Genomic DNA, 23,118 nt, shown 5'->3' with positions numbered 1-23,118 from the left:
CAGACAAACTCAGCCGACGGCGCGGCCGGCGCCTTCCCAGAACTGCGCCCGGACGGCCTTCTTGTCCGGCTTGCCCAGCCCGGTCAGTGGCAACGCGTCGACGATCACCACCCGCTTGGGTGACTGCACCGAGCCCTTGCGATCCTTGACCGCGGCCTGGATTTCGGCGGTCATGTTGGCGATCGCGTCGTCGTCGGACGCCGCGTCGGCGCGTAGCACCACCACCGCGGTGACGGCCTCTCCCCACTTCTCGTCCGGCGCACCGACCACGCACACCTGCGCGATTGCCGGATGCTCGGCGACGACGTCCTCTACCTCGCGGGGAAAGACGTTGAAGCCGCCGGTCACGATCATGTCCTTGACCCGGTCGACGATGTAGTAGAAGCCGTCCTCGTCCTCGCGGGCCATGTCGCCGGTGCGCAGCCAGCCGTCCTTGAACGTGTCCGCCGTCGCCTCCGGCAAGTTCCAGTACCCACCGGCCAAAAGCGGTCCGCTGACACAGATTTCGCCTGGCTCGCCCTGCGGCACCGGGTTGCCGTCCTCACCGAGCAGCGCCACTCGGGCGAACAGCGTGGGCCGCCCACAAGAGGTCAGCCGCTTCTCGTCGTGGTCGGCCTTGGCCAGATAGGTGATCGCCATCGGCGCCTCGGATTGCCCGTAGTACTGGGCGAAGATCGGGCCGAACCGCCGGATCGCCTCGGCCAGCCGCACCGGGTTGATCGCCGAAGCGCCGTAGTAGACGGTCTCCAGCGATGACAGGTCCCGGGTGTGCGAGTCCGGGTGGTCCATCAAGGCATAGAGCATCGACGGCACCAGCATGGTGGCCGTAATGCGTTGCTCTTCAATGACTTTCAACACCTCAGCCGGGTCGAACTTGCCGAGTACGAACATCGACCCGCCCTTGACCACGGTCGGCGTGAAGAACGCCGCACCCGCGTGCGACAGCGGGGTGCACATCAGGAACCGCGGGTTTTCCGGCCACTCCCATTCTGCGAGCTGGATCGACGTCATGCTGGCGATGTTTCCCGCAGTGCCGATGACGCCCTTGGGCTTGCCCGTCGTGCCACCGGTGTAGGTCAGGCCGCCGATATGGTTCGGCGCAAGGTCGGCGACGACCAGCGGCTTCGGCTCGTACTTCGCTGCCTCCGCCGACACATCGACCGCCACGTCGTTGAGCTGTTCCGGCACCGGACCGATGGTCAGGATCTGCTTGAGCGAGTCGACCTTCTCCAGCAGGCCCAGCGCGCGCTCGACGAACATCGGGTTGGGGTCGATGATCAGCGAGGTGGCACCAGCGTCGGACAGCACGTAGGCGTGGTCGTCCAGCGAGCCGAGCGGGTGCAGAGCCGTGCGCCGGTACCCCTGGGTCTGGCTGGCACCGAGGATCATCAGGACCTCGGGACGGTTGAGCGACAGCAGGCCGACCGTGACACCGGTGCCGGCGCCCAGCGCGTCGAAGGCCTGGATGTACTGGCTGATCCGCTCGGCCAGCTGACCGCCGGTCAGCGTGATATCGCCGAGGAACAACACCGGCTTGTTCTTGTGCCGCTTCAGCGCGCCCACCAGCAAGTGGCCGTTATGGGTCGGGTTACGCAGCAGTTCGTCACTCATATGGCCAGACTAGAACGTGTTGCAATTCGTGTCTGTCGCGCCCTGTTGCCACCCTGAAGATCAGTAGGCTTTCTGCACATGGTGCTGTCGGCTGATCCGCGCGCGGTGCCGCCCGAGCAGATCACCGACCTGGACGTGCGTGCGACGTCTGTGGCGGGCCGCCAGGTCTACTCGCAGTGACTCCCGCACTTGACGAGCTGCTTGACCGGCTGCATGTCGTGGCGCTGCCGATGCGGGTGCGGTTCCGCGGCATCACCAGCCGTGAGCTGGCATTGATCGACGGTCCGGCCGGATGGGGCGAATTCGGCGCCTTCCTGGAATACGACCATCCCGAGGCCGCGCACTGGCTGGCCGCCGCCCTCGACTCGGCCTACCGGCCGGCGCCGCCGCCGCTACGCGACCGCATTGCGATTAACGCCACCGTCCCGGCCGTGCCCGCCGCTCAGGTACCCAAAATCCTCGCCCGGTTCCCCGGCGCGAGCACCGCGAAGGTGAAGGTCGCCGAACCCGGCCAGACCCTCGCCGACGACGTCGCCCGTGTGGACGCGGTCCGCGGCATGGTGTCCACTGTGCGGGTCGACGCCAACGGCGCCTGGACCGTCGCGCAGGCTGTGGAGGCCGCGTCCGCGCTGACCGCAACCGGTCCGTTGGAGTATCTGGAGCAGCCCTGCGGCACGGTCGACGAACTCGCTGAACTGCGCCGCCGCATTAACGTCCCGATCGCCGCCGACGAGAGCATCCGTAAAGCCGGCGATCCGCTGGCTGTGGTCCGCGCCGGCGCCGCCGACATCGCCGTGCTGAAAGTGGCACCGCTGGGGGGTATTTCGGCTCTGCTGGAGATCGCCGAGCAGATCGACATTCCGGTCGTGGTCTCCAGCGCGCTGGATTCCGCGGTCGGGATCGGCGTTGGCCTGGCCGCCGCCGCGGCCCTGCCGGAACTGCGTCATGCCTGCGGGCTGGGCACCGGCAGGCTCTTCGTCGAGGACGTCGCCGAGCCGGTCGTGCCCGCCGACGGCTACCTGCCGGTCGCGCCCGTGACACCGGACCCGGCGCGGTTGCAGGCGCTGGCCGCGGAGCCGCAGCGGCGGCAGTGGTGGATCGACCGGGTCAAGGCCTGTTACCCGCTGATGTCCTGATTTGTGGGGTGCATGGCGTAGACGACATGGCGTCTGTCGCCAACACTTACCGGTATGGCACGAAAAGTGTTGATAGTCGGCTTCCCCGGCGTCCAGGCGCTGGACATGGTCGGGCCGTTCGACGTATTTGCCGGGGCGTCGCTGGCCCTGTCCGCCGAAGGCAAGGAGCCTTACCAGCCGATGGTGGCGTCGATCGACGGACAACCGGTTTCCACCGAGACCGGGCTGAGCTTCGGCGCCGTAAAACTGCCCGACCCGAGTGAACCCATCGACACCCTGGTCTTGCCAGGCGGCCACGGCGTGCAGGCGGCCCGGCGGGATTCGCGCGTCATCGACTGGATCGCCGCGGCAGCGCCGCATGCCCGCCGGGTCGTTACGGTGTGCACCGGAGCGTTCCTCGCCGCCCAGACCGGTCTGCTGGACGGTTGCCGGGCGACCACCCATTGGGCGTTCGCTGACCAATTGGCGCGGGAATTCCCGGCAGTCGACGTCGACCCGGATCCGATCTTCGTGCGTAGTTCGAGCACCGTCTGGACCGCCGCCGGCGTCTGCGCGGGCATCGATCTGGCGCTGGCGCTGGTCGAAGAGGACCATGGCACCGAGCTGGCGCAGACAGTAGCCCGGTACCTGGTGCTGCATCTGCGCCGGCCCGGCGGGCAGACGCAGTTCGCCGCGCCGGTGTGGGTGGCCCGGGCCAAGCGCGAACCGATCCGCGCCGTCCAGAATGCCGTCGAGTCCGAACCCGGTGGCGTGCACAGCATTACCGAGCTGGCCCGCCTGGCCGCGATGAGCCCACGGCATTTCACCCGGGTGTTCACCGACGAGGTCGGCGAGGCGCCCGGCGCTTACGTCGAACGAGTCCGCACCGAGGCGGCCCGCCGCCAGCTCGAGCAGACCGACGATACGGTAGTGGCGATCGCGGCGCGCTGCGGCTTCGGCACTGCGGAAACCATGCGCCGCAACTTCATTCGGCGGATCGGGGTTTCGCCCGACCAATACCGCAAAACATTCGCCTGAACCGAGGAGCACCATGACACAGATCGCGATCGTCACGTATCCGGGTTTCACCGCGCTGGACTTCATTGGCCCCTACGAGGTGCTGCGCTGGCTGCCCGACGCCGAGGTCCGCTTCGTGTGGCACGAACCGGGCCCGGTCACGGCCGACTCCGGAGTGCTTGTTGTCGGGGCCACTCATTCGTTTGCCGAAACTCCTTCGCCCGACGTGGTTTTGGTGCCGGGCGGGATGACCACTGTAGAGCACGCCCGAGATGAGGCGCTGCTGGACTGGGTGCGTCGGGCGCATCAGAGCGCGACCTGGACGGCTTCGGTGTGCTCGGGCTCGATCATTCTCGCGGCGGCCGGGCTACTCAACGGCAAACGCGCCACCTCGCATTGGATGACTCTTCCCATTGTGAAAACGTTGGGCGCCATCCCAGTTGGCGATGAACGCGTGGTCCAAGAAGGTGACATCGTCACCAGCGCCGGGGTGTCGGCGGGTATCGACCTGGCGCTGTGGCTGGCCGGCCGGATCGGCGGTGACGATCGGGCGAAAGCTATCCAGCTGTCGATGGAATACGACCCCCAGCCGCCGTTCGACTCCGGCCACATGGCCAAGGCGTCGGCGAAGACCAAGGCGGCCGCCACCGCGCTGTTGGCCAGGGATGCCGCCAAACCGGCTCAGCTCAAGGCCGGGACGCTGCTGCTGTGGGACCGCGCGCTGTCGGCGGCGCGGGCCAAGGCCCGACGCGCGTGAGTACCTAAGCTGCTATTGCGTCGATCACCGCGTCCGGGTTGTCCAGGGCGACAAATGTTTTAGCATCCGGCACCTCGATCAGTTTTCCGTTGCTGAACACCCCGGCCAGGCGGCGGCCCAGGCTTGGTGTGAAGCAGCGATCCAACTGGCCCCAGACCAGCGTGACCGGCTTGCTGAACCGGGGCAGGCGGGTGGCCACGTCGGTGAGATCGGTTGTGGCCACCTGACGCAGCAGGGCGGCCAGGTCGCGGCAGATGCGTGAGTCCTTCAAACACGGTTGCAGCCAGGAGGCCGTGAGATGCGGATCGGGCTGGTTGATCAGCAGCCCGTAGCCAAGTGGAGAGTGACGCAGCGCCCGCAACCGCAGTGGCCCCATCAGCGCCTTGATCGAGATGGGGCCGCGAAGCACGCCGAACGCGACGTCGAACGGGTACGGCGGGCATTTTTCGAAGGCGTCGCAGTTGGTCAGCACCAGGCGCCCGATCCGGTCCGGATGGGCGTCGACGACCAGTTGGCACAGCCCTCCGCCGGTGTCGCTTCCGACCAGCGTCACATCGGAAAGGTCGAGGGCGACGATCGCGTCGTTGATGATCTCCGCCACGCCGGGCAGCGACAGCGCGCTCGCCTCGCGGACCGGGATGGTGTGTGAGCCCAGCGGCCACGTCGGCACGATGCAGCGGAAACCACGGCGCGCCAGGTTTTCGGCGACGTCGCGCCACAGCTGCCCGTCCACCAGGATGCCGTGCACGAACAGCACTGGCGGATGCGCTGAATCCTGCGGTCCGAACTGCCGGTATTCGATGGTGGCCTGCTTGAGTGCGAGCTCTGGCATGCGTTTTTCCTCCTCGAGTAGTCGGTTCCGCTGCCCGAAATTGAAGTTCAACGGCTGCTGCCAGGTCGACGTAGTGAACTGCCAGATACTGCCAACATGCGAGCATCGCGTAGGTTCGTCGTCGTGATCAACCTGGCTTACGACGACAAAGGCAGCGGCGAGCCCGTCGTTTTCATCGCCGGACGTGGTGGTTTGGGACGCACCTGGCATCTGAACCAAGTGCCGGCCTTTCAGGCGGCCGGCTACCGCGTCATCACCTTCGACAATCGCGGGGTGGGCGCGACGGAGAACACTGACGATTTCACAACGCAAACCATGGTCTCCGACACCGTTGCGCTGATCGAATCCCTGGACGTCGCCCCGGTGCGCATCGTCGGGGTGTCGATGGGCTCCTATATCGCGCAAGAGTTGATGCTGGTCCGGGCCGATTTGGTCAGCAAGGCCGCGCTGATGGCCACCCGCGGCCGGCTCGACCGCGCCCGCAACTTCTTCCACACCGCCGAAGATGACCTGGCCGCCTCAGGTGTGCAGTTGCCGACGAGCTACGACGCAAAGATTCGGCTGCTGGAGAGCTTTTCCCCGAAGACGCTGAACAACGAAGAAGCGGTCGCCGAATGGATCGGCATGTTCAACATCTGGCCGATCAAGATCACCCCTGGGTATACCCGTCAGGGCGCGATTGCGCCGCTGACTAACCGGCTAGCCGCCTACCGAAGCATCACCGCGCCGGTGCTGGTGATCGGATTCGCCGATGACGTGGTGACGCCGCCGCACCTGGGCCGAGAGGTCGCCGATGCCTTACCCAACGGCCAGTTCCTGAAGCTCGCCGACACCGGGCATCTCGGGTTCCTCGAGCGGCCAGAGGCGGTCAACGCCGCGATACTGCAGTTCTTCGATGGGATGGTCCCCTAAGTCTGCTCGCTAGGCTGTACTGGTGAATCCCTCGACGGCTCAGGCTCGCGTCGTCGTCGACGAACTGATCCGCGGCGGTGTCCGCGATGTGGTGTTGTGCCCGGGCTCACGCAACGCCCCGCTGGCGTTTGCGCTGCAAGACGCCGACCGGGCCGGCCGGATCCGGCTGCACGTGCGCATCGACGAGCGGACCGCCGGATATCTGGCGATTGGGCTGGCGATCGCCGCGGGCGCACCGGTCTGCGTCGCGATGACGTCGGGCACTGCGGTGGCCAACCTGGGTCCGGCCGTGGTGGAGGCCAACTACGCGCGGGTGCCGCTGATCGTGTTGTCGGCCAACCGGCCCTACGAGCTGCTCGGCACCGGCGCCAACCAGACCATGGAGCAGCTGGGCTACTTCGGCACCCAGGTCCGCGCCACGATCAGCCTCGGGCTGGCCGAGGACGCGCCGGAGCGGATGGACGCGTTCAACGCGACCTGGCGGTCGGCCACCTGCCGGGTGCTGTCGGCCGCTACCGGTGCTCGCAGCGCCAACGCCGGGCCGGTGCAATTCGACATCCCGCTGCGCGAGCCGCTGGTACCCGACCCTGATCCCGGCCATACGCCGCAAGGACGCCCGGGCGGCAAACCATGGACCTACTCCCCGCAGGTCAGCTTCGACCAGCCGCTGGACATCGACCTGAGCCTGGACACCGTTGTCATCGCCGGCCACGGCGCCGGCGAGCAACCTGAACTGGCCGTGTTGCCGACCGTCGCCGAGCCGACCGCGCCGCCGGCGGCCAATCCGCTGCACCCGCTGGCGTTGCCGCTGCTGCGCCCGCAGCAGGTGATCATGCTGGGGCGCCCGACCCTGCACCGGCCGGTGTCGGCGCTGCTGGCCGACCCGTCGGTGCCGGTCTCCGCGCTGACCACCGGCCCGCGCTGGCCCGACGTGTCGGGCAATTCCCAGGCCACCGGGACCCGGGCGGTCACCACCGGTGAGCCGAACCCGGCCTGGCTGCGCCGCTGCGCCGAAGTCAACCGGCACGCGATCACCGCGGTGCGCGGCCAGCTCAAGGCCCACCCGCTGACCACCGGCCTGCACGTGGCCGCCGCCGTCGCCGACGCGCTGCGCCCCGGTGACCAACTGGTGCTCGGTGCGTCCAACCCGGTGCGCGACGCCGCGCTGGTGGGCCTAAATCCGCACGGCATCAAGGTGCGCTCCAATCGCGGGGTTGCTGGCATCGACGGCACGGTGTCCACCGCGATCGGGGCGGCGCTTGCCCATGAGCAGACGGGTAGCCAGAGCCGCGCAGGCGGCGACATCGTCCCTCGCACTATTGCGCTGATCGGTGATCTGACCTTCGTCCACGACAGCTCCGGATTGCTGATCGGGCCGACCGAGCCGGTACCAGCGCAACTCACCATCGTGGTGTCCAACGACAACGGCGGCGGCATCTTCGAACTGCTCGAGCAGGGCGACCCGCGATTCTCCGACGTTTCCTCCCGGGTGTTCGGCACCCCGCACGACGTGGATGTCGGCGCGCTGTGTCGCGCCTACCACGTCGACAGCCGGCAGATCGAGGTCGATCAACTCGGCGCGGTCCTCGACGAACCTGGTACCGGCATGCGGGTGCTCGAGGTCAAAGCCGACCGATCCTCGCTGCGGCAGCTGCACGCCGCCATCAAGGCCGCCCTGTGAAAATTCCTGCCAGCGCGGTGACGGCCCTTGCATCGCTGAAAGCCGTGGTGCGCATCCTCATTCACGGTTGCAGCGGCGACCTCCCCGACACCCGGGGGCATCGCGTGGTGCGCTGGGCACGGATCGGCGTGCTGATCCTGACCGGCCTGGTTACGCTGCAGTCGTTGCTGCTGGTGGTCGGCGCGTGGCGCAACGACATTGCCATTCAACGCAATATGGGAGTGGCGGAGGCCGAGGTGCTCAGCGCCGGTCCGCGGCGCTCCACCATCGAGTTCGTCACGCCGGACCGGGTCATCTACCGTCCGGAGCTCGGTGTGCTCTATCCGTCCGAATTAGCAACGGGGATGCGGATTTACGTCGAATACGACAAACTCAACCCGAACCTGGTACGCGTGCAGCACCGCAACGCCAAGCTGGCCATCATCCCGGCCGGATCCATCGCGGTGGTCGGCTGGCTGGTCGCCGCGGCTGCCCTGGCCGGTCTGGTGTTGGCGGACAAGCGGCTGGACCGTCAGCTGGACAAGTCGTCAAGCCAGGCCGGGTCCTGAAGATCGACGAGCCTGTTGGCCCTCAGGTCGTAAACCGTTGGGGTGCCGGGGTTTGCCGGGTTCACCTCATTGAGACATGCGCGGTTGGCGTCGCTGACCGCGGCGGTGTCCACCGCGTGATCACCGGCTGCGATCCGGTCGGCCACCGCCTCGGGTATCCCGCTTTCCCGAGCCATCGCCGCGATATCGCTGTTGTTCGGGCCGTCGGAACTCTGGTGGCGGTAGAGATCTTGCACGAAAGCCTGATACGCGGTCGCCGAGGTTGTCGGGTCGGCCGCCACAAACAGCGCATTGGCGATCCGGGCGGAAACGTCGTTGTGACGCTTGTCGTCGAGGAAAGTCAGCCATCGATACGTAACGGCGAGTCGGCCGCTGGCCAGATCGCCGGCAACCCGGTCGCCGTAGGTCGACTCCAACTGCGCGCAGTGCGGGCACTGCGGTTCGCAGAAGATCTCCAACTGCGCTGGAGCGTCGTTGGACCCAACCATCACCCCGTTGCCGTCCGGGGTGCGTGGCACGTCGGCGTGCGCGGTCCCGGCGCCGAAAAGCACCGACCACAGCGCGGTGGCCGCCAATAATCGCAGGCAGGAGCACATTGTCCAACTCCCCTTTGCGTCAGAGTTCGCATGACGTATGCCCGTCGGTAACCATATCGACAGGCGACGCTGCCACCGTGATGGTGTGCGCGTAGCGATTGTCGCGGAGTCCTTTCTCCCGCACGTCAACGGCGTCAGCAACTCGGTGGTTCGGATACTCGAGCACCTGCGCCGCACCGGCAACGAAGCTCTAGTCATCGCACCCGACACCCCGCCGGGACAGCCGCCGGCCGATCGGATCCACGATGGTATTCGGGTGCACCGGACGCCGTCGCGGATGTTTCCGAAGGTGACCACCCTGCCGCTGGGCGTGCCCACGCCCCGGCTGATGAGCGTGCTGCGCGGATTCGATCCCGACGTAGTGCATTTGGCGTCGCCGGCGCTGCTCGGCTACGGCGGGCTGCGAGCGGCGCGTCGCCTCGGGGTGCCAACGGTCGCGGTATACCAAACCGACGTACCGGGTTTCGCGGAGAGCTACGGGATCGGGATCACCGCGCGGGCAGCGTGGGCGTGGTTCCGCCACCTGCACCGCCTGGCCGACCGTACCCTGGCGCCGTCCAGCGCGACAATGGAATCTCTTACCGCTCAAGGTATTCCGCGGGTGCACCACTGGGCGCGCGGGGTCGACGTACTCGGCTACGCACCGTCCGCTCGCAGCGAGACTCTCCGGCAGCACTGGTCGCCGGATGGCAAGCCGATTGTCGGGTTTGTCGGTCGGCTCGCGCCGGAGAAGCATGTCGAGCGGCTGATCGGGTTGGCTGCCAGCGGCACTGTGCAGGTGGTCATTGTCGGTAACGGGGTCGATCGTGCCAAGCTGCAATCGGCAATGCCGACAGCAGTTTTCACCGGAGCGCTGTACGGCGAGGAGCTTGCCGAAGCGTATGCCAGCATGGATGTCTTCGTGCACGCCGGTGAGCACGAGACGTTTTGCCAAGTCGTGCAGGAAGCGCTGGCGTCGGGGCTGCCAGTGATCGCCCCCGACGCCGGCGGTCCACGCGATCTCGTCACCCCATGGCGTACCGGACTGCTGTTGGGAGTCAACGAGTTCGAGGCGCGGCTACCCGAGGCCGTCGCGCACCTGGTCGCGGAACGCGAGCGCTACGCGCTGGCAGCCCGGCGCAGCGTACTCGCCCGCACCTGGCCGGTCATCTGCGACGAGTTGCTTGGTCACTACGAGGCGGTACTGGGCAACCGCCGCGCAGTGGCGGCCTAAGCTAGCCCTGCGCTAACTTCGCAACGGGCTGCCACTGCTCCCAAGTGCGCAACCGGTTTTCGTAGTCTTCGCGCGCCAGCCCAAGCGGTGCCTCGCCGAAGAACACCGGTAGCGGCGGCTCTTCGGCGTCAACAACTTTCAGCAGCGCCGCCGCGGAAGCTTTCGGATTGCCCGGCGCGGACCGCCGTTGCTGGCGTACCGCTTCGGTCGCCGCATGCACGTCGGCGTAGGCGGGCAGCGGATCGGCACGCCTGGACGACGAACCGGACCAGTCGGTGTCGTAACCGGCCGGTTCGATCAACGTGACATGAATGCCGAACGAAGCCACCTCTTGGGCCAGCGCCTGGGAGAAGCCCTCCAGCGCCCACTTCGACGCGTGGTAGATGCCGACGTTCGGAAACGCGGTGATGCCGCCGATCGAGGAGACCTGGATGATGTGCCCGCTGCGCTGCTCGCGCAGGTACGGCAGTGCGGCCTGGGTGATCCACAGCGCACCGAACACGTTGGTTTCGATCTGATCGCGTGCGTCTTGCTCGGACAATTCTTCGACGAAGCCGAACTGGCCGTAGCCGGCGTTGTTGACGACGATGTCCAGCCGGCCGAAGTGATTGTGGGCCTGCTTGACCGCAGCGAAGTCCGCGTCGACGCCCCATTCCCGGATCGCCACGATTGGCCCGTTAGTGTCGACAGCGTGAGCCGCGCGACCCTGGACAAGGATCCTCGCGAGGTGGCGTCGATGTTCGACGGCGTCGCCCGGCGCTACGACCTGACCAACACCGTGCTGTCGCTGGGCCAGGACCGGTACTGGCGTCGTGCCACCCGGTTGGCGCTGGACATCGGGTCGGGCGAGAAGGTGCTGGATCTGGCCGCGGGTACCGCGGTGTCGACGGTCGAGCTGGCCAGTTCCGGGGCGTGGTGCGTGGCGACGGACTTTTCGATCGGGATGCTGGCCGCCGGGCGCGCGCGCATCGTGCCGAAGGTCGCCGGTGACGCCACCCGATTGCCGTTCGGCGACAGCGTGTTCGACGCCGTCACCATCAGTTTCGGTTTGCGTAACGTCGCCGACCGCGACGCAGCGCTGCGCGAGATGGCTCGGGTCACCCGGCCCGGCGGGCGGTTAGTGGTGTGCGAATTCTCCACGCCCACCAACCCGCTGTTCGCCACGGCCTACAAGGAGTATTTGATGCAGGCACTGCCGCGGGTGGCGCGGGCCGTGTCGAGCAATCCGGAGGCGTATGTCTACCTGGCCGAGTCGATTCGGGCCTGGCCCGACCAGGCGGCGCTGGCGCATCAGATCTCGAAAGCCGGATGGTCGGCGGTGCGGTGGCGCAACCTGACCGGCGGCATCGTCGCGCTGCACGCCGCCTACAAGCCGCTCAGCTGAACGGTTTTCGACGATCGATCAGCCGCGAGGCCAGTCCGCCGCCGCGCCATACCCGTGCCACCCAGTCGGCGTCGTCGTCGGTGACCAGGTTGCCCATCACCCGCACCGCGATGCCCATCAACGCCGTCGAGCGCATGGCGGTCGGACCGGTCGCGGGCAAGAACCGCGGGAACGTCAGCAACAATGCCAGCCGGCGCGCCACCGAAAACCCGCGCCCGTAATGGGATTGCAGCGTCTGCGGCCAGATCTTCGACAGGTCGCCCGAGCCGAGCACCTCGACGGCGAGCCGACCGGTTTCCAGCCCGTAGTCGATGCCCTCGCCGTTCAGCGGGTTGACGCAGGCGGCGGCGTCGCCGATCAGCATCCAGTTCCGCCCAGCCACCCCCGACACCGCCCCGCCCATCGGTAGCAGCGCCGAGGAAACCGCACGCGGTTGGCCGGTGAACCCCCACTCGTCGCGGCGCAGGTCGGTGTAATACGACATCAGCGGCCGCAGCGCCAGCTCGGCCGGTCGCTTGGAGGTCGACAGCGCGCCCACGCCGATGTTCACCTCGCCGTTGCCCAGCGGGAAGATCCAGCCGTAGCCGGGCAGCACCGCGCCGTCGGGGGAGCGTAGTTCCAGGTGTGAGGTCAGCCACGGCTCGTCGCTGCGCGGCGTGGTCAGGTATGCGCGGGCGGCGATGCCGTACACCGTGTCCTGATGCCATCGCCGGCCCAGAACGCGGCCCAGGGTCGAGCGGGCGCCGTCGGCGACAATCAGCTCGCGGCAACCGACTTCTGTCCCGTCGGCCAGCGCCACCGACACCACCCGACCCGGCGAATCATAATGAACACCAACAGCTTTCACGCCTAGGCGCATCCGCGCGCCAGCGTCCTCGGCGACTTTGCGGATCCGGTCGTCCAGCTCGACGCGGGCCACCGCGCTGCCGGTGGACGGGAACGACGGGCCGGGCCATGCCACTTCCACCTCGCCGTCGAATCCGCTCATCCTCAAGCCCCGATGCCGGATTCGGGCATCCAGCCATTCGCCCAGCCCCAGCCGTTCCAGCTCGGCGACCGCGCGCGGCGTCAACCCATCACCGCAGGCCTTGTCGCGGGGAAAGTTCGCCGCGTCGATGACGAGCACGTCGCGGCCCGCCCGGGCGGCCCAGGCGGCAGCCGCCGACCCGGCCGGTCCGGCGCCCACCACCACCACGTCGGCATGGGAGTGCATGTTCACCAGTATGTTGGTCGGGTGAGGACTCCGACGACGGTGGTGGCAGGCTTAGATCTCAGCGACTTCGGCGACGCTGCCTTCGCGACCAATGTGCGCGACGGGGTGGCTCGCATCGAGCAACTCATGGAGACCGAGCTGCGCGGCTCCGACGACCTGATGACGGAGGCGGTGCTGCACCTGTTCGAGGCCGGCGGCAAACGGTTCCGCCCGCTGTTCACGGTGCTATCCGCGCAGCTGGGCCCGCAGCCGGACGCCGGTGAGGTGACGATCGCCGGCGCAGTGATCGAGCTGGTGCATCTGGCCACGCTCTACCACGACGATGTGATGGACGAGGCCGAGGTGCGCCGCGGAGCACCCAGCGCCAACGTGCGGTGGGGCAACAATGTTGCGATTCTGGCCGGCGACTACCTGTTCGCGACGGCCTCCCGGCTGGTGTCAAGGCTGGGCCCCAACGCGGTGCGGATCATCGCGGAGACATTCGCCCAGCTGGTGACCGGCCAGATGCGCGAAACCCGGGGCTTAGAAGGAGCCGCCAATGGAGCCGATCCGATCGAGCACTACCTGAAGGTGGTGCATGAGAAGACGGCCTGTCTGATCGGCGCGGCAGGCCAGTTCGGCGCGATGTTCTCCGGTGCCGATGAGGATCAAATCCAGCGGCTCAGCCGCCTGGGCAGCATCGTCGGCACGGTGTTCCAGATCTCCGACGACATCATCGACATCGACAGCGACCCGGACGAGTCCGGCAAGCTGCCCGGCACTGACCTGCGTGAAGGTGTCCACACGTTGCCGGTGCTCTACTCGTTGCACGAAAGCGGGCCGGAGGCGGACCGACTGCGCGAACTGCTGGTCGGGCCGATCGACGACGACGAGCGGGTGGCCGAGGCATTGAGGCTGTTGCGGTCCTCGGCAGGCATGGCCAAGGCCAAGGACACCTTGGCGCGATACGCGGCGCAGGCGCGCGAAGAGTTGGCGGGGCTGCCCGACGGTCCTGGTCGGCAGGCGCTGGTCACCCTGGTCGACTACACGATCCACCGACACGGCTAGGTTTCAGGAACCCGATGGCCCGTCGTGAGCGTTTAATGAACGAGTACCAGGTTTTTCTAGGAGGAAACTGATGACCTGGCATCCGCATCACAACACGTTCAAGACGTTCGCGTTGCTGGTGGGCATGTCGGCGCTGATCGTGTTCGTCGGCGCGCTGTTCGGCAGGACGGCGTTGTGGATTGCTGTGCTGTTCGCCATCGGCATGAACGTCTACACGTATTTCAACAGCGACAAACTGGCGCTGCGGGCGATGCATGCGCAGCCGGTGTCGGAAGTGCAGGAGCCGGTGATCTACCGGATCGTGCGTGAGCTTGCCACCGCGGCGCACCAGCCGATGCCGCGGCTGTACATCAGCGACACCGCCGCGCCCAACGCGTTCGCCACCGGCCGCAACCCGCGCAACGCTGCGGTGTGCTGCACCACCGGGATTCTCAACATCCTCGACGAGCGTGAGCTGCGTGCGGTGCTGGGTCACGAGCTTTCGCACGTCTACAACCGCGACATCCTGATCTCGTGTGTGGCCGGCGCGCTGGCGTCGGTGATCACTGCATTGGCCAACATGGCGATGTTCGCCGGCATGTTCGGTGGTAACAACCGAGATGGCGCGAATCCCTTTGCGCTGCTGCTGGTTTCGATGCTGGGCCCGATCGCGGCGACCGTAGTGCGGATGGCTGTGTCGCGTTCGCGGGAGTATCAAGCCGACGAATCGGGTGCGTTGCTGACCGGCGACCCGTTGGCGTTGGCCTCGGCGCTGCGCAAGATCTCCGGTGGCGTGCAGGCCGCCCCGCTGCCGCCTGAGCCGCAGCTGGCCGCCCAGGCGCACCTGATGATCGCCAACCCGTTCCGCAACGGCGAGCGAATCGGTTCGCTGTTCTCGACGCACCCGCCGATCGCCGACCGGATTCGCCGGCTCGAGGAAATGGCCGGACGCTAGTACCACAAGACTCGGCAGCCTCAGGAGTCTCCACAGCTGACCATTCCAAGTCGACCGCGCATGTGATATCACGCGCACGTGAATCACTACACGTACCGCGCCGAATGGTGCGGTGAGTACGGCGAATACGTTGGCCGATGCATTGAATTGTCCTGGATGTCGCGGTGGGCGCCGACTCTGCAGCAAGCGATTGCGGACGTCGAGCAAGCCGTCGACGAGTACATCGCCGAGTGCGAGGCGGCTGACGAAGAGCCGCGGGTCCCGCTAACCGAACGAAAATACAGCGGCAAGTTCGTCGTCAGGACGTCGCCGGCGCTGCATGCGCGCCTCGCCGTCGAAGCCGCCGAACAGAACGTGTCGATGAATCAATGGGTGGTGCAGAAGTTAGCTGACCGTCCGCCAACTGGTCTTTTCGACCTGTGATATCGCATTCGCCATCGTTTCCGAAACAAGGTGCATCCCCAGCTCTCGTTACAGCTGTGGCAGGTGTGCTCAGAACCCCGCGCCATATACCTCGTGTCCGGGTGTGTCGGCTGCCAAGCCGCGGTAGGCGTCGTCGACGGTCGCGCCGTGGTTGATCACGGCGTCGACTTCGCGCGCGAGCGGCATGTTCAACCCGTACTTGTCGGCGAACTCCATGATCACGCTGGCGGCCTTGACGCCCTCGGCGACTTGGTTCATCGACGAGATGATCTCGTCGATGGGTTTGCCCGCGCCAAGTTGCTCACCGACGTGGCGGTTGCGGCTGCGCTGGCTGGTGCAGGTGACGATCAGGTCGCCCATGCCGGCTACTCCGGCGAAGGTGTCGCGTTGCCCACCCATCGCCTCGCCCAGCTTTGACATCTCGCGCACCGCGCGGGCCATCACCATCGCGCGGGTGTTCTCGCCGATGCCCAGCGAGTAGCCCATCCCGACCGCGATCGCATAGACGTTCTTCAATGCGCCGGCCATCTCCACGCCGACCACGTCGTCGGTGGTGTACACGCGAAAACGCCTGGTGCGGAACAGCTGTGCGAGTCGGGCGGCGAGGTGTTGGTCGGGCATCGCCAGCACCGCCGCGGCCGCGTAGCCTTCGCCGACCTCGCGGGCGATGTTGGGACCGGCCAGGATGCCGGCGGGGTGGCCGGGCAGCACCTCGTCGACGATCTGCGACATCCGCATGTTGGTGCCCTGTTCGAGTCCCTTGACCAAAGACACCACCGGCACCCATGGCCGCAACTCGCTCGCCAGCTCAGTGAGCACGCCGCGGAACCCGTGCGACGGCACCCCCATCACAACGACGTCGGCGCACCTGGCGGCCTCGGCGAAGTCGGTGGTGGCGCGCAGGCTTTCGCTGAGGACGGCGTCGTTGCCCAGATAGCGGGTGTTGCGGTGGTTCTCGTTGATGTCGTTGGCGGTCTCTTCCGAGCGCACCCATTGCAGCGTCGGTCCGCGGCGCGCGCAGATAGAAGCGACTGTGGTGCCCCAGGAACCGCCACCAAAAACGACGACGTTCGGTTCGCGCATAGCAACTGCCATGGCGATCAGCGTATTGCCGTCGCCCGTTCTTTACCGGAGGTTGGCTAGAAGTGGCCCCAGCCGCGTTGGCCGTCCCAGCCGCCACAGACGCCGTTGGAGCACGCGTTGACAGTTCCACCCTGGAAGGGGTTCCAGCCACCGCAGCCATTCCAGCCGGGACCACTGCCGCAGCCCCCGCCGCCACCCTGACCGTCGGGACCGCCGCTACCACTCGAGGGGTCGGCAAGAACAACGTGACTCGTTGCCGTGGTCGGCGTAGTCGTGCTCACGACGGCTACCGATGCGGCGGCAATCGCTCCAGCAGCCGCTCCCGCCACGACCACCGATGTGACGAAATTCCGTGTGATTAGCATGGCTCAATAATGCTCCGGCGAGTCCGCCGCCGCCACTCTGCTTGTCGGCGTGCCACCGATTTTCGAAAGACGGGCCGGAGCCGCTATCCGGTCTGCGCCGCCTTTTCGTCCGCGCGACCGAACACCATGGCCTCTTCGATCCGGTCGAACCGGTAGTCGATGGCGTCAGCGAAGTAGTTCTGCCGAACGTTCCACGGCCGTTTGGTGCCGGATTTTGGTAGCGCGTGCGGCGAGCGCAGCACGTAGCCGGCCTGGATGTCCCACGACGGTTTTTCCGGCATCGGCTGACCGTCGAGATGCGGATAGGCGTGCGTGTAGCCGTGAGATTTCATGTGCGCCAGCAGCTTTGCTGTCGCACGGGCGGTGATGTCGGCGCGTAGCGTCCACGAGGCGTTGGTGTACCCGACGCACCAGAACAGGTTCGGCACATCCTCCAACATGTGGGCCTTGTAGACGAAGCGGTCCTGCGGCTTGATCTCGCCGCCGTCGACGGACACGGCGACGCCGCCGAGCGCCTGCAGTTGCAGGCCGGTGGCGGTGACGATGATGTCGGCGTCGAGATGCTTGCCGGACTTCAAAACGATTCCGGTGGAATCGAAGTGGTCGATGTCGTCGGTGACCACTTCGGCCCGGCCCTCACCGATCGCGACGTACAGGTCGGCGTCGGGGATCAGGCACAGCCGTTGATCCCACGGGTTGTAGCGTGGCTTGAAATGGGTGGCGACGTCGTAGCCCTCGGGCAAGTTCCTGATCGCTATGCGGCGGATCAACCATTTGAAGAAGCCCGGTGTCTTGCGCGCCAAGAACCAGATCATGCCCTCGAGCAGCGCATTGCGTTGCCGGATGATCGAGTGAGCAACCTTGCCCGGCAACACTTTTCGCAGCCAATCCGCTGACGGGCTGTACTTGGACCCCGAAAATAAATAGGTCGGCGAGCGCTGCAGCATGGTGACCTTGGACGCCTTTTCGGCCAGCGACGGGATCAGCGACATCGCGGTGGCGCCACTGCCGATGACCACCATCTTCTTGGCGGCGTAGTCGAGGTCTTCCGGCCAATACTGCGGATGAACGACGGTGCCGCCGAACTCTTCGATGCCCGGGAAGTCCGGGGTGTAGCCCTCGTCGTAGTTGTAATAGCCAGACCCGAAAAACACGAAGCGTCCGCGGTAGACCTTCTCTGCGCCGTCCTGTTCGGCAGTGACCGTCCAGGTGTCGGTCGAGGAATCCCAGTCCGCCGAGCGAACGTAGCTGTTGAACCGGATGTGGCGGTCGATGCCGTGCTTGTGCGCGGTGGCCGTCAGGTATTCGCGGATGTGCTCCCCGTCGGCCACCCCTTCTTTCCGGGTCCACGGCTCCCACGGAAAGCACAAGGTGAAGATGCTGCTGTCGGAGCGGACGCCCGGGTAGCGGAACAGGTCCCAGGTGCCGCCGATCTGATCGCGCCGCTCCAAGATGACGTAGCGGGTCTCGGGGTTGCGCTCGGTGATGCGGTAGGCCGCGCCCAGTCCGGAGAAGCCGGCGCCGACGATGATGACGTCAACCTCTTCCACGTCCGGTGGCGTCACGCTCATTGCGAACCTCGCTTCTCCCGCGGCGGTGTGGTGCTGATCACCAGATTAGGCACCTATCGGTAGTTGACGAACTGCAGCGCGACGTCGAGGTCGGCCTTCTTGAGCATCGCGATGACGGCTTGCAGGTCGTCGCGCTTTTTGCTGGTGACGCGGACCTCGTCGCCCTGGATCTGGGTCTTGACGGTCTTGGGGCCCTCATCGCGGATCAGCTTGGTGATCTTCTTGGCGTTTTCGCTGCTGATGCCCTGTTTGAGGGTGCCGGTGACCTTGTAGGTCTTGCCGGAGGCCTGCGGCTCGCCGGCGTCGAAGGATTTGAGGCTGACGTCGCGGCGGATCAGCTTCTCCTTGAAGACGTCGACGGCGGCCTTGACGCGCTCCTCGGTCGAGCTGGTCAGCTCGACCGCCTCCTCGCCCTTCCAGGCGATCTTGGTGTCGGTGCCGCGGAAGTCGAACCGGGTGGCCAGTTCCTTGGCGGCCTGGTTGAGGGCGTTGTCGACCTCCTGGCGATCGATCTTGCTGACGACGTCGAACGATGAATCCGCCATTGGATCCGTCCCCTTCCTGTCGAGGTTGGCCGTTTGCGTCCCCGGTACATCCTCGTTGTACTCTTGCTACCCGTACCACACAGGCAGGTTGCCCGAGCGGCCAATGGGAGCGGACTGTAAATCCGTCGGCTTACGCCTACCCAGGTTCGAATCCTGGACCTGCCACCAAGATCAGCCGCCTTATTCGGGGGAGCTGGCGATTTTGAGAAGTCGGCCAGTCCGCAGCTGGTCCACTGCAGATTGCGCGGCGGCGTCGAAAGCGGTCGCCACGGCGTCGAGGTCGTCCGGGAAAAGATGCCCGTAGCGGTCCAGCGTCAGCACCGCCGTCTTGTGTCCGAGGAGCTTCTGCACCACGTTGGCCCCGGCACTGATCGCCAGCGAGGCGCGCGGTGGCTTTGTTCACGGGCCGCCAACTCGGAGGCAACCGCCACAACATAGCCACGTTGCTGGTTGTTTTTTGCGGAAGTGTCGGGGGTGCTCCGCTAGTGCCGGTTGAGATCCTCGGCGAGGATCACATCGACCAATACCCGCGGCACACCGGTGACAGCTGTGACCGCCGCCGGGTCCATGCCGTCGCGCAGCATCGCTCGCACGGTCAGCACGCGCAGACACACATAAGGACCCGGCCGTGAGCACGATCGCCCAGACTCATTGCGGGACACCGGTATCGGAACTAGCGGTCCCACCGGTGGGCGCGACCGCCCCCAGAGGCGGCGACGATGCCAAGTGGTGGACATGGTCAGGCCGTGCGTAGGGTCGCGCCGGTGACGTCCAAAGACGAGGTGGGCGACGGTTGGGGTTCTGCGGGGCAGGCCTGAGACAACATGTGCTTGGCGACTTGCACTGCAGCAACCACCAACAGCAGCTCAGGAACCCCCGCTCCGGCCGCCTCGGCAGCGAACATGAGAACCGGCTCAGCCATTCCCAGGACCCGCTTGACCGTGGCCGGGGTCGACATGCTGACATCGGCAAGGACCGGCAGCGACTGCGCCAGGGCGGCGATGCCGGGAAGGCGCAGGCTCCACGCGCGCGCGGACGAACCGGTCCCCCAAGTCACAGTGGGTGTCATCGCTGCCTCCTTTCGCGTCGAACATGGCCGCCGAGGGCGGCGATCATGATCGCCGGTGACTGCACGCGGTTGCGGCGGTAGTAGTCGCGCAGGTTCTTGCGCTCCTCGTCGGTGAGGCGGTGTCGGGCAACGAACCGACGCGCACGCCCCCCACCTGAGGTTGGGGACTCAGTCGACCTGCCAGCGTGATCGAAACGGTGAATAAATGCGTAAATGGTCATGGCGTCCTCCCGGGGAAAGGCCGCGAACCATAACAAATGTCCGTCCACACCGGAATTGGGCGTGCACTATTAGTCGACCGGAAAAAGGCGCCCCAGTCGAGGGTTTAAGAGCAGCGTGAATTCATAATGTGACGGTGAATGCTGGGCCGCGACCGAGTAGGGGCAAATTCGGACTCGGATACGGACTATCACCCGAAGTCATTGTCGATCCCCACCTCCTCACAGCCGGGACGCGCGCGGGCGTCTGGTCGCAAGCACACAGGGAGGAACTGTCGCAGCCGAAACCGGCGAGCACCCCTCTGTCCGTGCAGGCGTCTTACCTAACGAAGTGCTTACAAAGAAATGCTGCCTCCCCGCTCGAGGGAGGTCAACCCCCATGTTCGGCAATTGCGAATGCTTGACGAATTCTTTATGCCATTGCCCAAGCCGCTACTGCGTGCAGACTGGAGTAGTTGTATGCGCCCATGCTGCCACGTCGCTTCTGGGCTACGGTGGAACCGCTGCTCGATGTCTTGTCTTGGGCGAAATGCGGCAGCAGCCATCGTCTTGCCCTTGCGAACGAACTCTGGACGAGCCCGGTAAGGCTGACTCCGGTCACGCGCCGCTTTGAAACCGCCATGGCAGGAAACTGCAGCGAGTACGATCACCGCATCCAGCGTTCGGAACCTAGCTTCACGGTGACTCGACCCGGGAGGCCACGTGGTTGGAGCTGATCAGCACGCCAGCAGGCAGGCGGCGCAACATACTATCGGGTATCGCCTCGCTGCTGCTGGCCGCGAGGTTGCCGAGGAAGCTCGGCTCGCGCTCCTCGAGCAGATCTTCGACCCGCTATCGCGACGGCGTCGGGACATGGTTCAGCCCGGCTGGCGTTGTCTTGAGGTCGGTGCGGGCCGTGGGTCGATGGCGGTCTGGCTGGCTCAGCGGGTCGGCCCTTCCGGCCACGTGGTGGCCACCGACGTCGACGTCGGCTACCTCGAACGGTTGGATCTGCCGAACCTTGAGGTGGTGCAACACAACATCCTCGAGGACCCGCTTGAACTCCTGGGTCCTGGCTCGTTTGACGTTGTGTGCTCGCGCCTGTTGTTGTTTCACCTCGTCGGCCGCCAGGAGGAGGCGATAGCGCGAATGGCGCAGTGCCTACGTCCGGGTGGCTGGCTGATCGACGAGGACGCTGACTGGGGCACACCTGGGTCAGTTGATCCCGCGCATCCGAGTTATCAGGTCTACCACGACGCGTGGCGGAACGGTGACTGGTGGATTTCACGCGGCTACGATCCGGTGTTCGGGCGGAAGCTGCCAGCGCTGTTTGAGCGCTGCGGTCTGGAGGAGATTCGACACGAGGCCTCCACCGAAGTGGTTCGTGGAGGTTCCCCTTGGGGGCGGTGGTTTGTCGAGACCCTGGAGGTCATGAACACACTTGGCGGGGGCGCGACGAGCGAGGTCCAGCAGCGTGAGCACGAGCGGATCGTGGCCACTTTTGCGGACCCATCGACCTGGGTGCTGAGGGAACTGTTGCACGCCTGCTGGGGCAGGCGTCCAGGGCATGGTGGCTAACGGCTAACGCCCTACTCCGCCGAGGCCTCGAGTACCACCAATCGCGCGGGACTCGACCCGCAGAGTGCCAGGCCACGCAAAATATTCCGTAATGCCTGTTGAAATGCTGTTTTGACTGATGCGCCATCGCATGCCAACGCATGCAAACGCTCAGAAGTGCGGACATAAATCCGTCGGCTTACGCCTACCCAGGTTCGAATCCTGGACCTGCCACCAAGGCTCAGCGGGGGCGGTGTTCCACCGCGCCGCTCGGGTCGTAATACAGCTCCTGGCGGGCGATCCGGCCGTCGCGATAGCGGTACATCACCACGTACGTCGAGCGCAGGCGTTCCGCACCCTGGGTCCAGTCGAACTGCACGCGCACGAACGCCGCGTCCGCATCGGGCGTGATGGCGTGCTCCACCGCCTCGTAGCGAATGGCGGCGCAGTCACGGATGGTGAGTGCGACGAACTCGAGTGTGCGCTCGATGCCATCGATCTGCGCCGGCCAACCGAAGAGACGTACCGTCGGGCTCACGTACACCACGTCGGGCTGATAGAGGTCACGCGCGACTGCCGGATCGCCATCCGCGAATGCCCGCGCGAAGCACGCCTCCTGAGCAAGTAGCGCGTCCTCCGAAATGCCTTGCGCGGTCAAGCCTTACCACTCCACACCGGTAGAAACGCAGAACTCGTTCTGCTCGGGATCCGACATCCTTACCCATCGGGTTCCTCCGAAGCTCTGCACGCCTTCGTCGATGCGATGAGCGCCGAGTGCCTGCAGTCGGTGGACCTCGGCCTCGATGTCGTCGACCACGATGTCGAGGTGCATGCGATTCTTGCCCGCTTTGGGTTCTGGTACCCCCTGAAGGAGAAGCGGTGAAGCGATGCCTTCTTTGGGAACGAGCACAGCCAGCTTCACGTCCGTGTAGTACTCGCGATATTCGAGCGCCTCGCGCCAGAACGTAGCGAGCGTCTGTGGCTCTGCACAGTCCAGCACCAGTTCCACTGTTGCCTTGTGCCCCATCGAGTAAGGATACTCAGCGGCCGGGCGACCTACGAGCCATCGCTGAGTCTGGGGCTGCCCAGTCGGTCGACACCTTGCGATGCTTGATCAGCCAGGTGTTGTCGTCGGGCACAAAGGTGTCGCGATAGCGGCCGATGTGGTCGAGCCCCATATGAGTGACGACGGTGAAGTAGCACGAGACTTGCGCATGGTCGCGAGTCATGTTGGTGAACAGCACGTTGGCGACGTTGTGCCGGACGATCGGCTTGACGTCTGCGCTTGCGGCGACCTTCCCGGTGATCCCGCCGAGGAATGCGACGATCTCGGATCGGCCGCGCAGGGGTTCGGCGCCGCGTATCTCGAGTACACCGTCGGCACAGAAGGTCTCGGCAAGTTCGTCGAGTCGGCCCGCGTCACCGGCCCAGTTGTATCGCGCGAGGGT

General features: G+C 66.1%; 24 protein-coding genes, 1 tRNA gene and 3 pseudogenes. 14 read left to right on the top strand and 14 right to left on the bottom strand.

The window, feature by feature from the left end:
- Positions 1-9: 9 nt before the first annotated feature.
- Positions 10-1,611 (bottom strand): fatty-acid--CoA ligase FadD8, encoded by a 1,602-nt coding sequence (gene fadD8 / locus VEI45_RS10000; RefSeq protein ID WP_324852643.1) that lies wholly within the window; start codon positions 1,609-1,611, stop codon positions 10-12.
- 78 nt (positions 1,612-1,689) lie between these two features.
- Here fadD8 and VEI45_RS09995 point away from each other — a divergent pair.
- The 4 genes and pseudogenes from VEI45_RS09995 to VEI45_RS09980 all read left to right on the top strand — a co-directional run.
- Positions 1,690-1,791 (top strand): annotated as a pseudogene (locus tag VEI45_RS09995) (hypothetical protein); the annotation flags it as partial.
- A complete protein-coding gene (locus VEI45_RS09990; RefSeq protein ID WP_324852641.1) occupies positions 1,788-2,747 on the top strand; it encodes an o-succinylbenzoate synthase in 960 nt (319 codons plus the stop codon). The pseudogene VEI45_RS09995 and the gene VEI45_RS09990, both read left to right, overlap by 4 nt.
- A 54-nt stretch (positions 2,748-2,801) precedes the next feature.
- Positions 2,802-3,764, top strand: coding sequence for a GlxA family transcriptional regulator (locus tag VEI45_RS09985; protein ID WP_324852639.1), 963 nt, complete (start codon positions 2,802-2,804; stop codon positions 3,762-3,764).
- Between the two features lie 13 nt (positions 3,765-3,777).
- Entirely contained in the window at positions 3,778-4,500 is a 723-nt protein-coding gene (locus tag VEI45_RS09980; protein ID WP_324852637.1) for a DJ-1/PfpI family protein, read from the top strand.
- 4 nt (positions 4,501-4,504) lie between these two features.
- Here VEI45_RS09980 and VEI45_RS09975 read toward each other — a convergent pair whose 3' ends face one another.
- Positions 4,505-5,332, bottom strand: a complete 828-nt coding sequence (locus VEI45_RS09975) for an alpha/beta hydrolase (RefSeq protein ID WP_324852635.1) — start codon at positions 5,330-5,332, stop codon at positions 4,505-4,507.
- Positions 5,333-5,455: 123 nt separating this feature from the next.
- Here VEI45_RS09975 and VEI45_RS09970 point away from each other — a divergent pair, with 123 nt between their 5' ends.
- The 3 genes from VEI45_RS09970 to VEI45_RS09960 are packed head-to-tail and all read left to right on the top strand — an operon-like array spanning position 5,456 to position 8,473.
- Positions 5,456-6,244, top strand: coding sequence for an alpha/beta hydrolase (locus VEI45_RS09970; protein WP_324852698.1), 789 nt, complete (start codon positions 5,456-5,458; stop codon positions 6,242-6,244).
- Positions 6,245-6,266: 22 nt separating this feature from the next.
- A complete protein-coding gene (menD, locus tag VEI45_RS09965) occupies positions 6,267-7,925 on the top strand; it encodes a 2-succinyl-5-enolpyruvyl-6-hydroxy-3-cyclohexene-1-carboxylic-acid synthase (protein WP_324852633.1) in 1,659 nt (552 codons plus the stop codon).
- A 44-nt stretch (positions 7,926-7,969) separates the two neighbouring features.
- Complete coding sequence (locus tag VEI45_RS09960) at positions 7,970-8,473, top strand: hypothetical protein (protein WP_414687441.1); 504 nt, start codon at positions 7,970-7,972, stop codon at positions 8,471-8,473.
- Here the strand turns inward: VEI45_RS09960 and VEI45_RS09955 are convergent.
- Positions 8,437-9,069 (bottom strand): DsbA family protein, encoded by a 633-nt coding sequence (locus VEI45_RS09955; RefSeq protein WP_324852632.1) that lies wholly within the window; start codon positions 9,067-9,069, stop codon positions 8,437-8,439. The two genes, VEI45_RS09960 and VEI45_RS09955, sit on opposite strands and share 37 nt — an antisense overlap.
- Positions 9,070-9,154: 85 nt before the next feature.
- Between VEI45_RS09955 and VEI45_RS09950 the strand changes: the two genes are divergently transcribed.
- Complete coding sequence (locus VEI45_RS09950) at positions 9,155-10,282, top strand: glycosyltransferase family 1 protein (protein ID WP_324852630.1); 1,128 nt, start codon at positions 9,155-9,157, stop codon at positions 10,280-10,282.
- A gap of 1 nt (position 10,283) precedes the next feature.
- Here VEI45_RS09950 and VEI45_RS09945 read toward each other — a convergent pair.
- Positions 10,284-10,922, bottom strand: a pseudogene (locus VEI45_RS09945) (SDR family NAD(P)-dependent oxidoreductase); the annotation flags it as partial.
- A 51-nt stretch (positions 10,923-10,973) separates the two neighbouring features.
- On the opposite strand from VEI45_RS09945, the gene VEI45_RS09940 reads away from it, so the two are divergent.
- Entirely contained in the window at positions 10,974-11,666 is a 693-nt protein-coding gene (locus VEI45_RS09940; RefSeq protein WP_324852628.1) for a demethylmenaquinone methyltransferase, read from the top strand.
- On the opposite strand, the gene menJ is transcribed toward VEI45_RS09940, so the two are convergent.
- The gene (gene menJ, locus VEI45_RS09935) at positions 11,659-12,879 is read right to left on the bottom strand and encodes a menaquinone reductase (RefSeq protein WP_414687440.1); all 1,221 of its coding nucleotides are present in this window, start codon (positions 12,877-12,879) and stop codon (positions 11,659-11,661) included. The two genes, VEI45_RS09940 and menJ, sit on opposite strands and share 8 nt — an antisense overlap.
- A 21-nt stretch (positions 12,880-12,900) precedes the next feature.
- Here menJ and grcC1 point away from each other — a divergent pair, with 21 nt between their 5' ends.
- From grcC1 to VEI45_RS09920, 3 genes are all read left to right on the top strand, one after another.
- Positions 12,901-13,926, top strand: coding sequence for a nonaprenyl/(2E,6E)-farnesyl/geranylgeranyl diphosphat synthase (gene grcC1, locus VEI45_RS09930; RefSeq protein ID WP_324852624.1), 1,026 nt, complete (start codon positions 12,901-12,903; stop codon positions 13,924-13,926).
- A gap of 70 nt (positions 13,927-13,996) precedes the next feature.
- Positions 13,997-14,860 carry a zinc metalloprotease HtpX gene (gene htpX, locus VEI45_RS09925; RefSeq protein WP_324852622.1) on the top strand — a complete coding sequence of 288 codons (864 nt, stop codon included), beginning with the start codon at positions 13,997-13,999 and terminating at the stop codon, positions 14,858-14,860.
- Positions 14,861-14,938: 78 nt separating this feature from the next.
- Positions 14,939-15,283, top strand: a complete 345-nt coding sequence (locus tag VEI45_RS09920) for a type II toxin-antitoxin system HicB family antitoxin (RefSeq protein WP_324852620.1) — start codon at positions 14,939-14,941, stop codon at positions 15,281-15,283.
- A gap of 69 nt (positions 15,284-15,352) precedes the next feature.
- On the opposite strand, the gene VEI45_RS09915 is transcribed toward VEI45_RS09920, so the two are convergent.
- From VEI45_RS09915 to VEI45_RS09900, 4 genes are all read right to left on the bottom strand, one after another.
- Complete coding sequence (locus tag VEI45_RS09915; RefSeq protein WP_324852618.1) at positions 15,353-16,378, bottom strand: NAD(P)H-dependent glycerol-3-phosphate dehydrogenase; 1,026 nt, start codon at positions 16,376-16,378, stop codon at positions 15,353-15,355.
- A gap of 44 nt (positions 16,379-16,422) precedes the next feature.
- On the bottom strand, positions 16,423-16,731 hold the full coding sequence (locus tag VEI45_RS09910; protein ID WP_324852616.1) for a hypothetical protein: 309 nt from the start codon (positions 16,729-16,731) through the stop codon (positions 16,423-16,425).
- Between the two features lie 83 nt (positions 16,732-16,814).
- Entirely contained in the window at positions 16,815-18,302 is a 1,488-nt protein-coding gene (locus VEI45_RS09905; protein WP_324852614.1) for an NAD(P)/FAD-dependent oxidoreductase, read from the bottom strand.
- A gap of 53 nt (positions 18,303-18,355) precedes the next feature.
- The gene (locus tag VEI45_RS09900; protein WP_324852612.1) at positions 18,356-18,847 is read right to left on the bottom strand and encodes a YajQ family cyclic di-GMP-binding protein; all 492 of its coding nucleotides are present in this window, start codon (positions 18,845-18,847) and stop codon (positions 18,356-18,358) included.
- 82 nt (positions 18,848-18,929) lie between these two features.
- Here VEI45_RS09900 and VEI45_RS09895 point away from each other — a divergent pair.
- Positions 18,930-19,015: transfer RNA gene (locus VEI45_RS09895), tRNA-Tyr, on the top strand.
- Positions 19,016-19,027: 12 nt separating this feature from the next.
- Here VEI45_RS09895 and VEI45_RS09890 read toward each other — a convergent pair.
- Positions 19,028-19,231 (bottom strand): annotated as a pseudogene (locus VEI45_RS09890) (site-specific integrase); the annotation flags it as partial.
- A gap of 355 nt (positions 19,232-19,586) precedes the next feature.
- Entirely contained in the window at positions 19,587-19,916 is a 330-nt protein-coding gene (locus VEI45_RS09885) for a hypothetical protein (protein WP_324852610.1), read from the bottom strand.
- A gap of 920 nt (positions 19,917-20,836) precedes the next feature.
- Between VEI45_RS09885 and VEI45_RS09880 the strand changes: the two genes are divergently transcribed.
- A complete protein-coding gene (locus VEI45_RS09880; RefSeq protein WP_324852608.1) occupies positions 20,837-21,691 on the top strand; it encodes a methyltransferase domain-containing protein in 855 nt (284 codons plus the stop codon).
- 220 nt (positions 21,692-21,911) lie between these two features.
- Here the strand turns inward: VEI45_RS09880 and VEI45_RS09875 are convergent, their stop codons facing one another.
- The 3 genes from VEI45_RS09875 to VEI45_RS09865 form a co-directional block, all read right to left on the bottom strand.
- Positions 21,912-22,328, bottom strand: coding sequence for a nuclear transport factor 2 family protein (locus VEI45_RS09875; RefSeq protein ID WP_324852605.1), 417 nt, complete (start codon positions 22,326-22,328; stop codon positions 21,912-21,914).
- Positions 22,329-22,331: 3 nt separating this feature from the next.
- On the bottom strand, positions 22,332-22,697 hold the full coding sequence (locus VEI45_RS09870; protein WP_324852603.1) for a VOC family protein: 366 nt from the start codon (positions 22,695-22,697) through the stop codon (positions 22,332-22,334).
- Between the two features lie 13 nt (positions 22,698-22,710).
- The coding region (locus VEI45_RS09865) for a nuclear transport factor 2 family protein (RefSeq protein WP_324852601.1) at positions 22,711-23,118 on the bottom strand (408 nt) is incomplete at its 5' end.

It is taken from the genome of Mycobacterium sp., from assembly GCF_035623875.1.
Classification (GTDB): domain Bacteria; phylum Actinomycetota; class Actinomycetes; order Mycobacteriales; family Mycobacteriaceae; genus Mycobacterium.
Note: the sequence above shows the minus strand (reverse complement) of the source record. Positions and strands in the feature narration are given on the sequence as shown.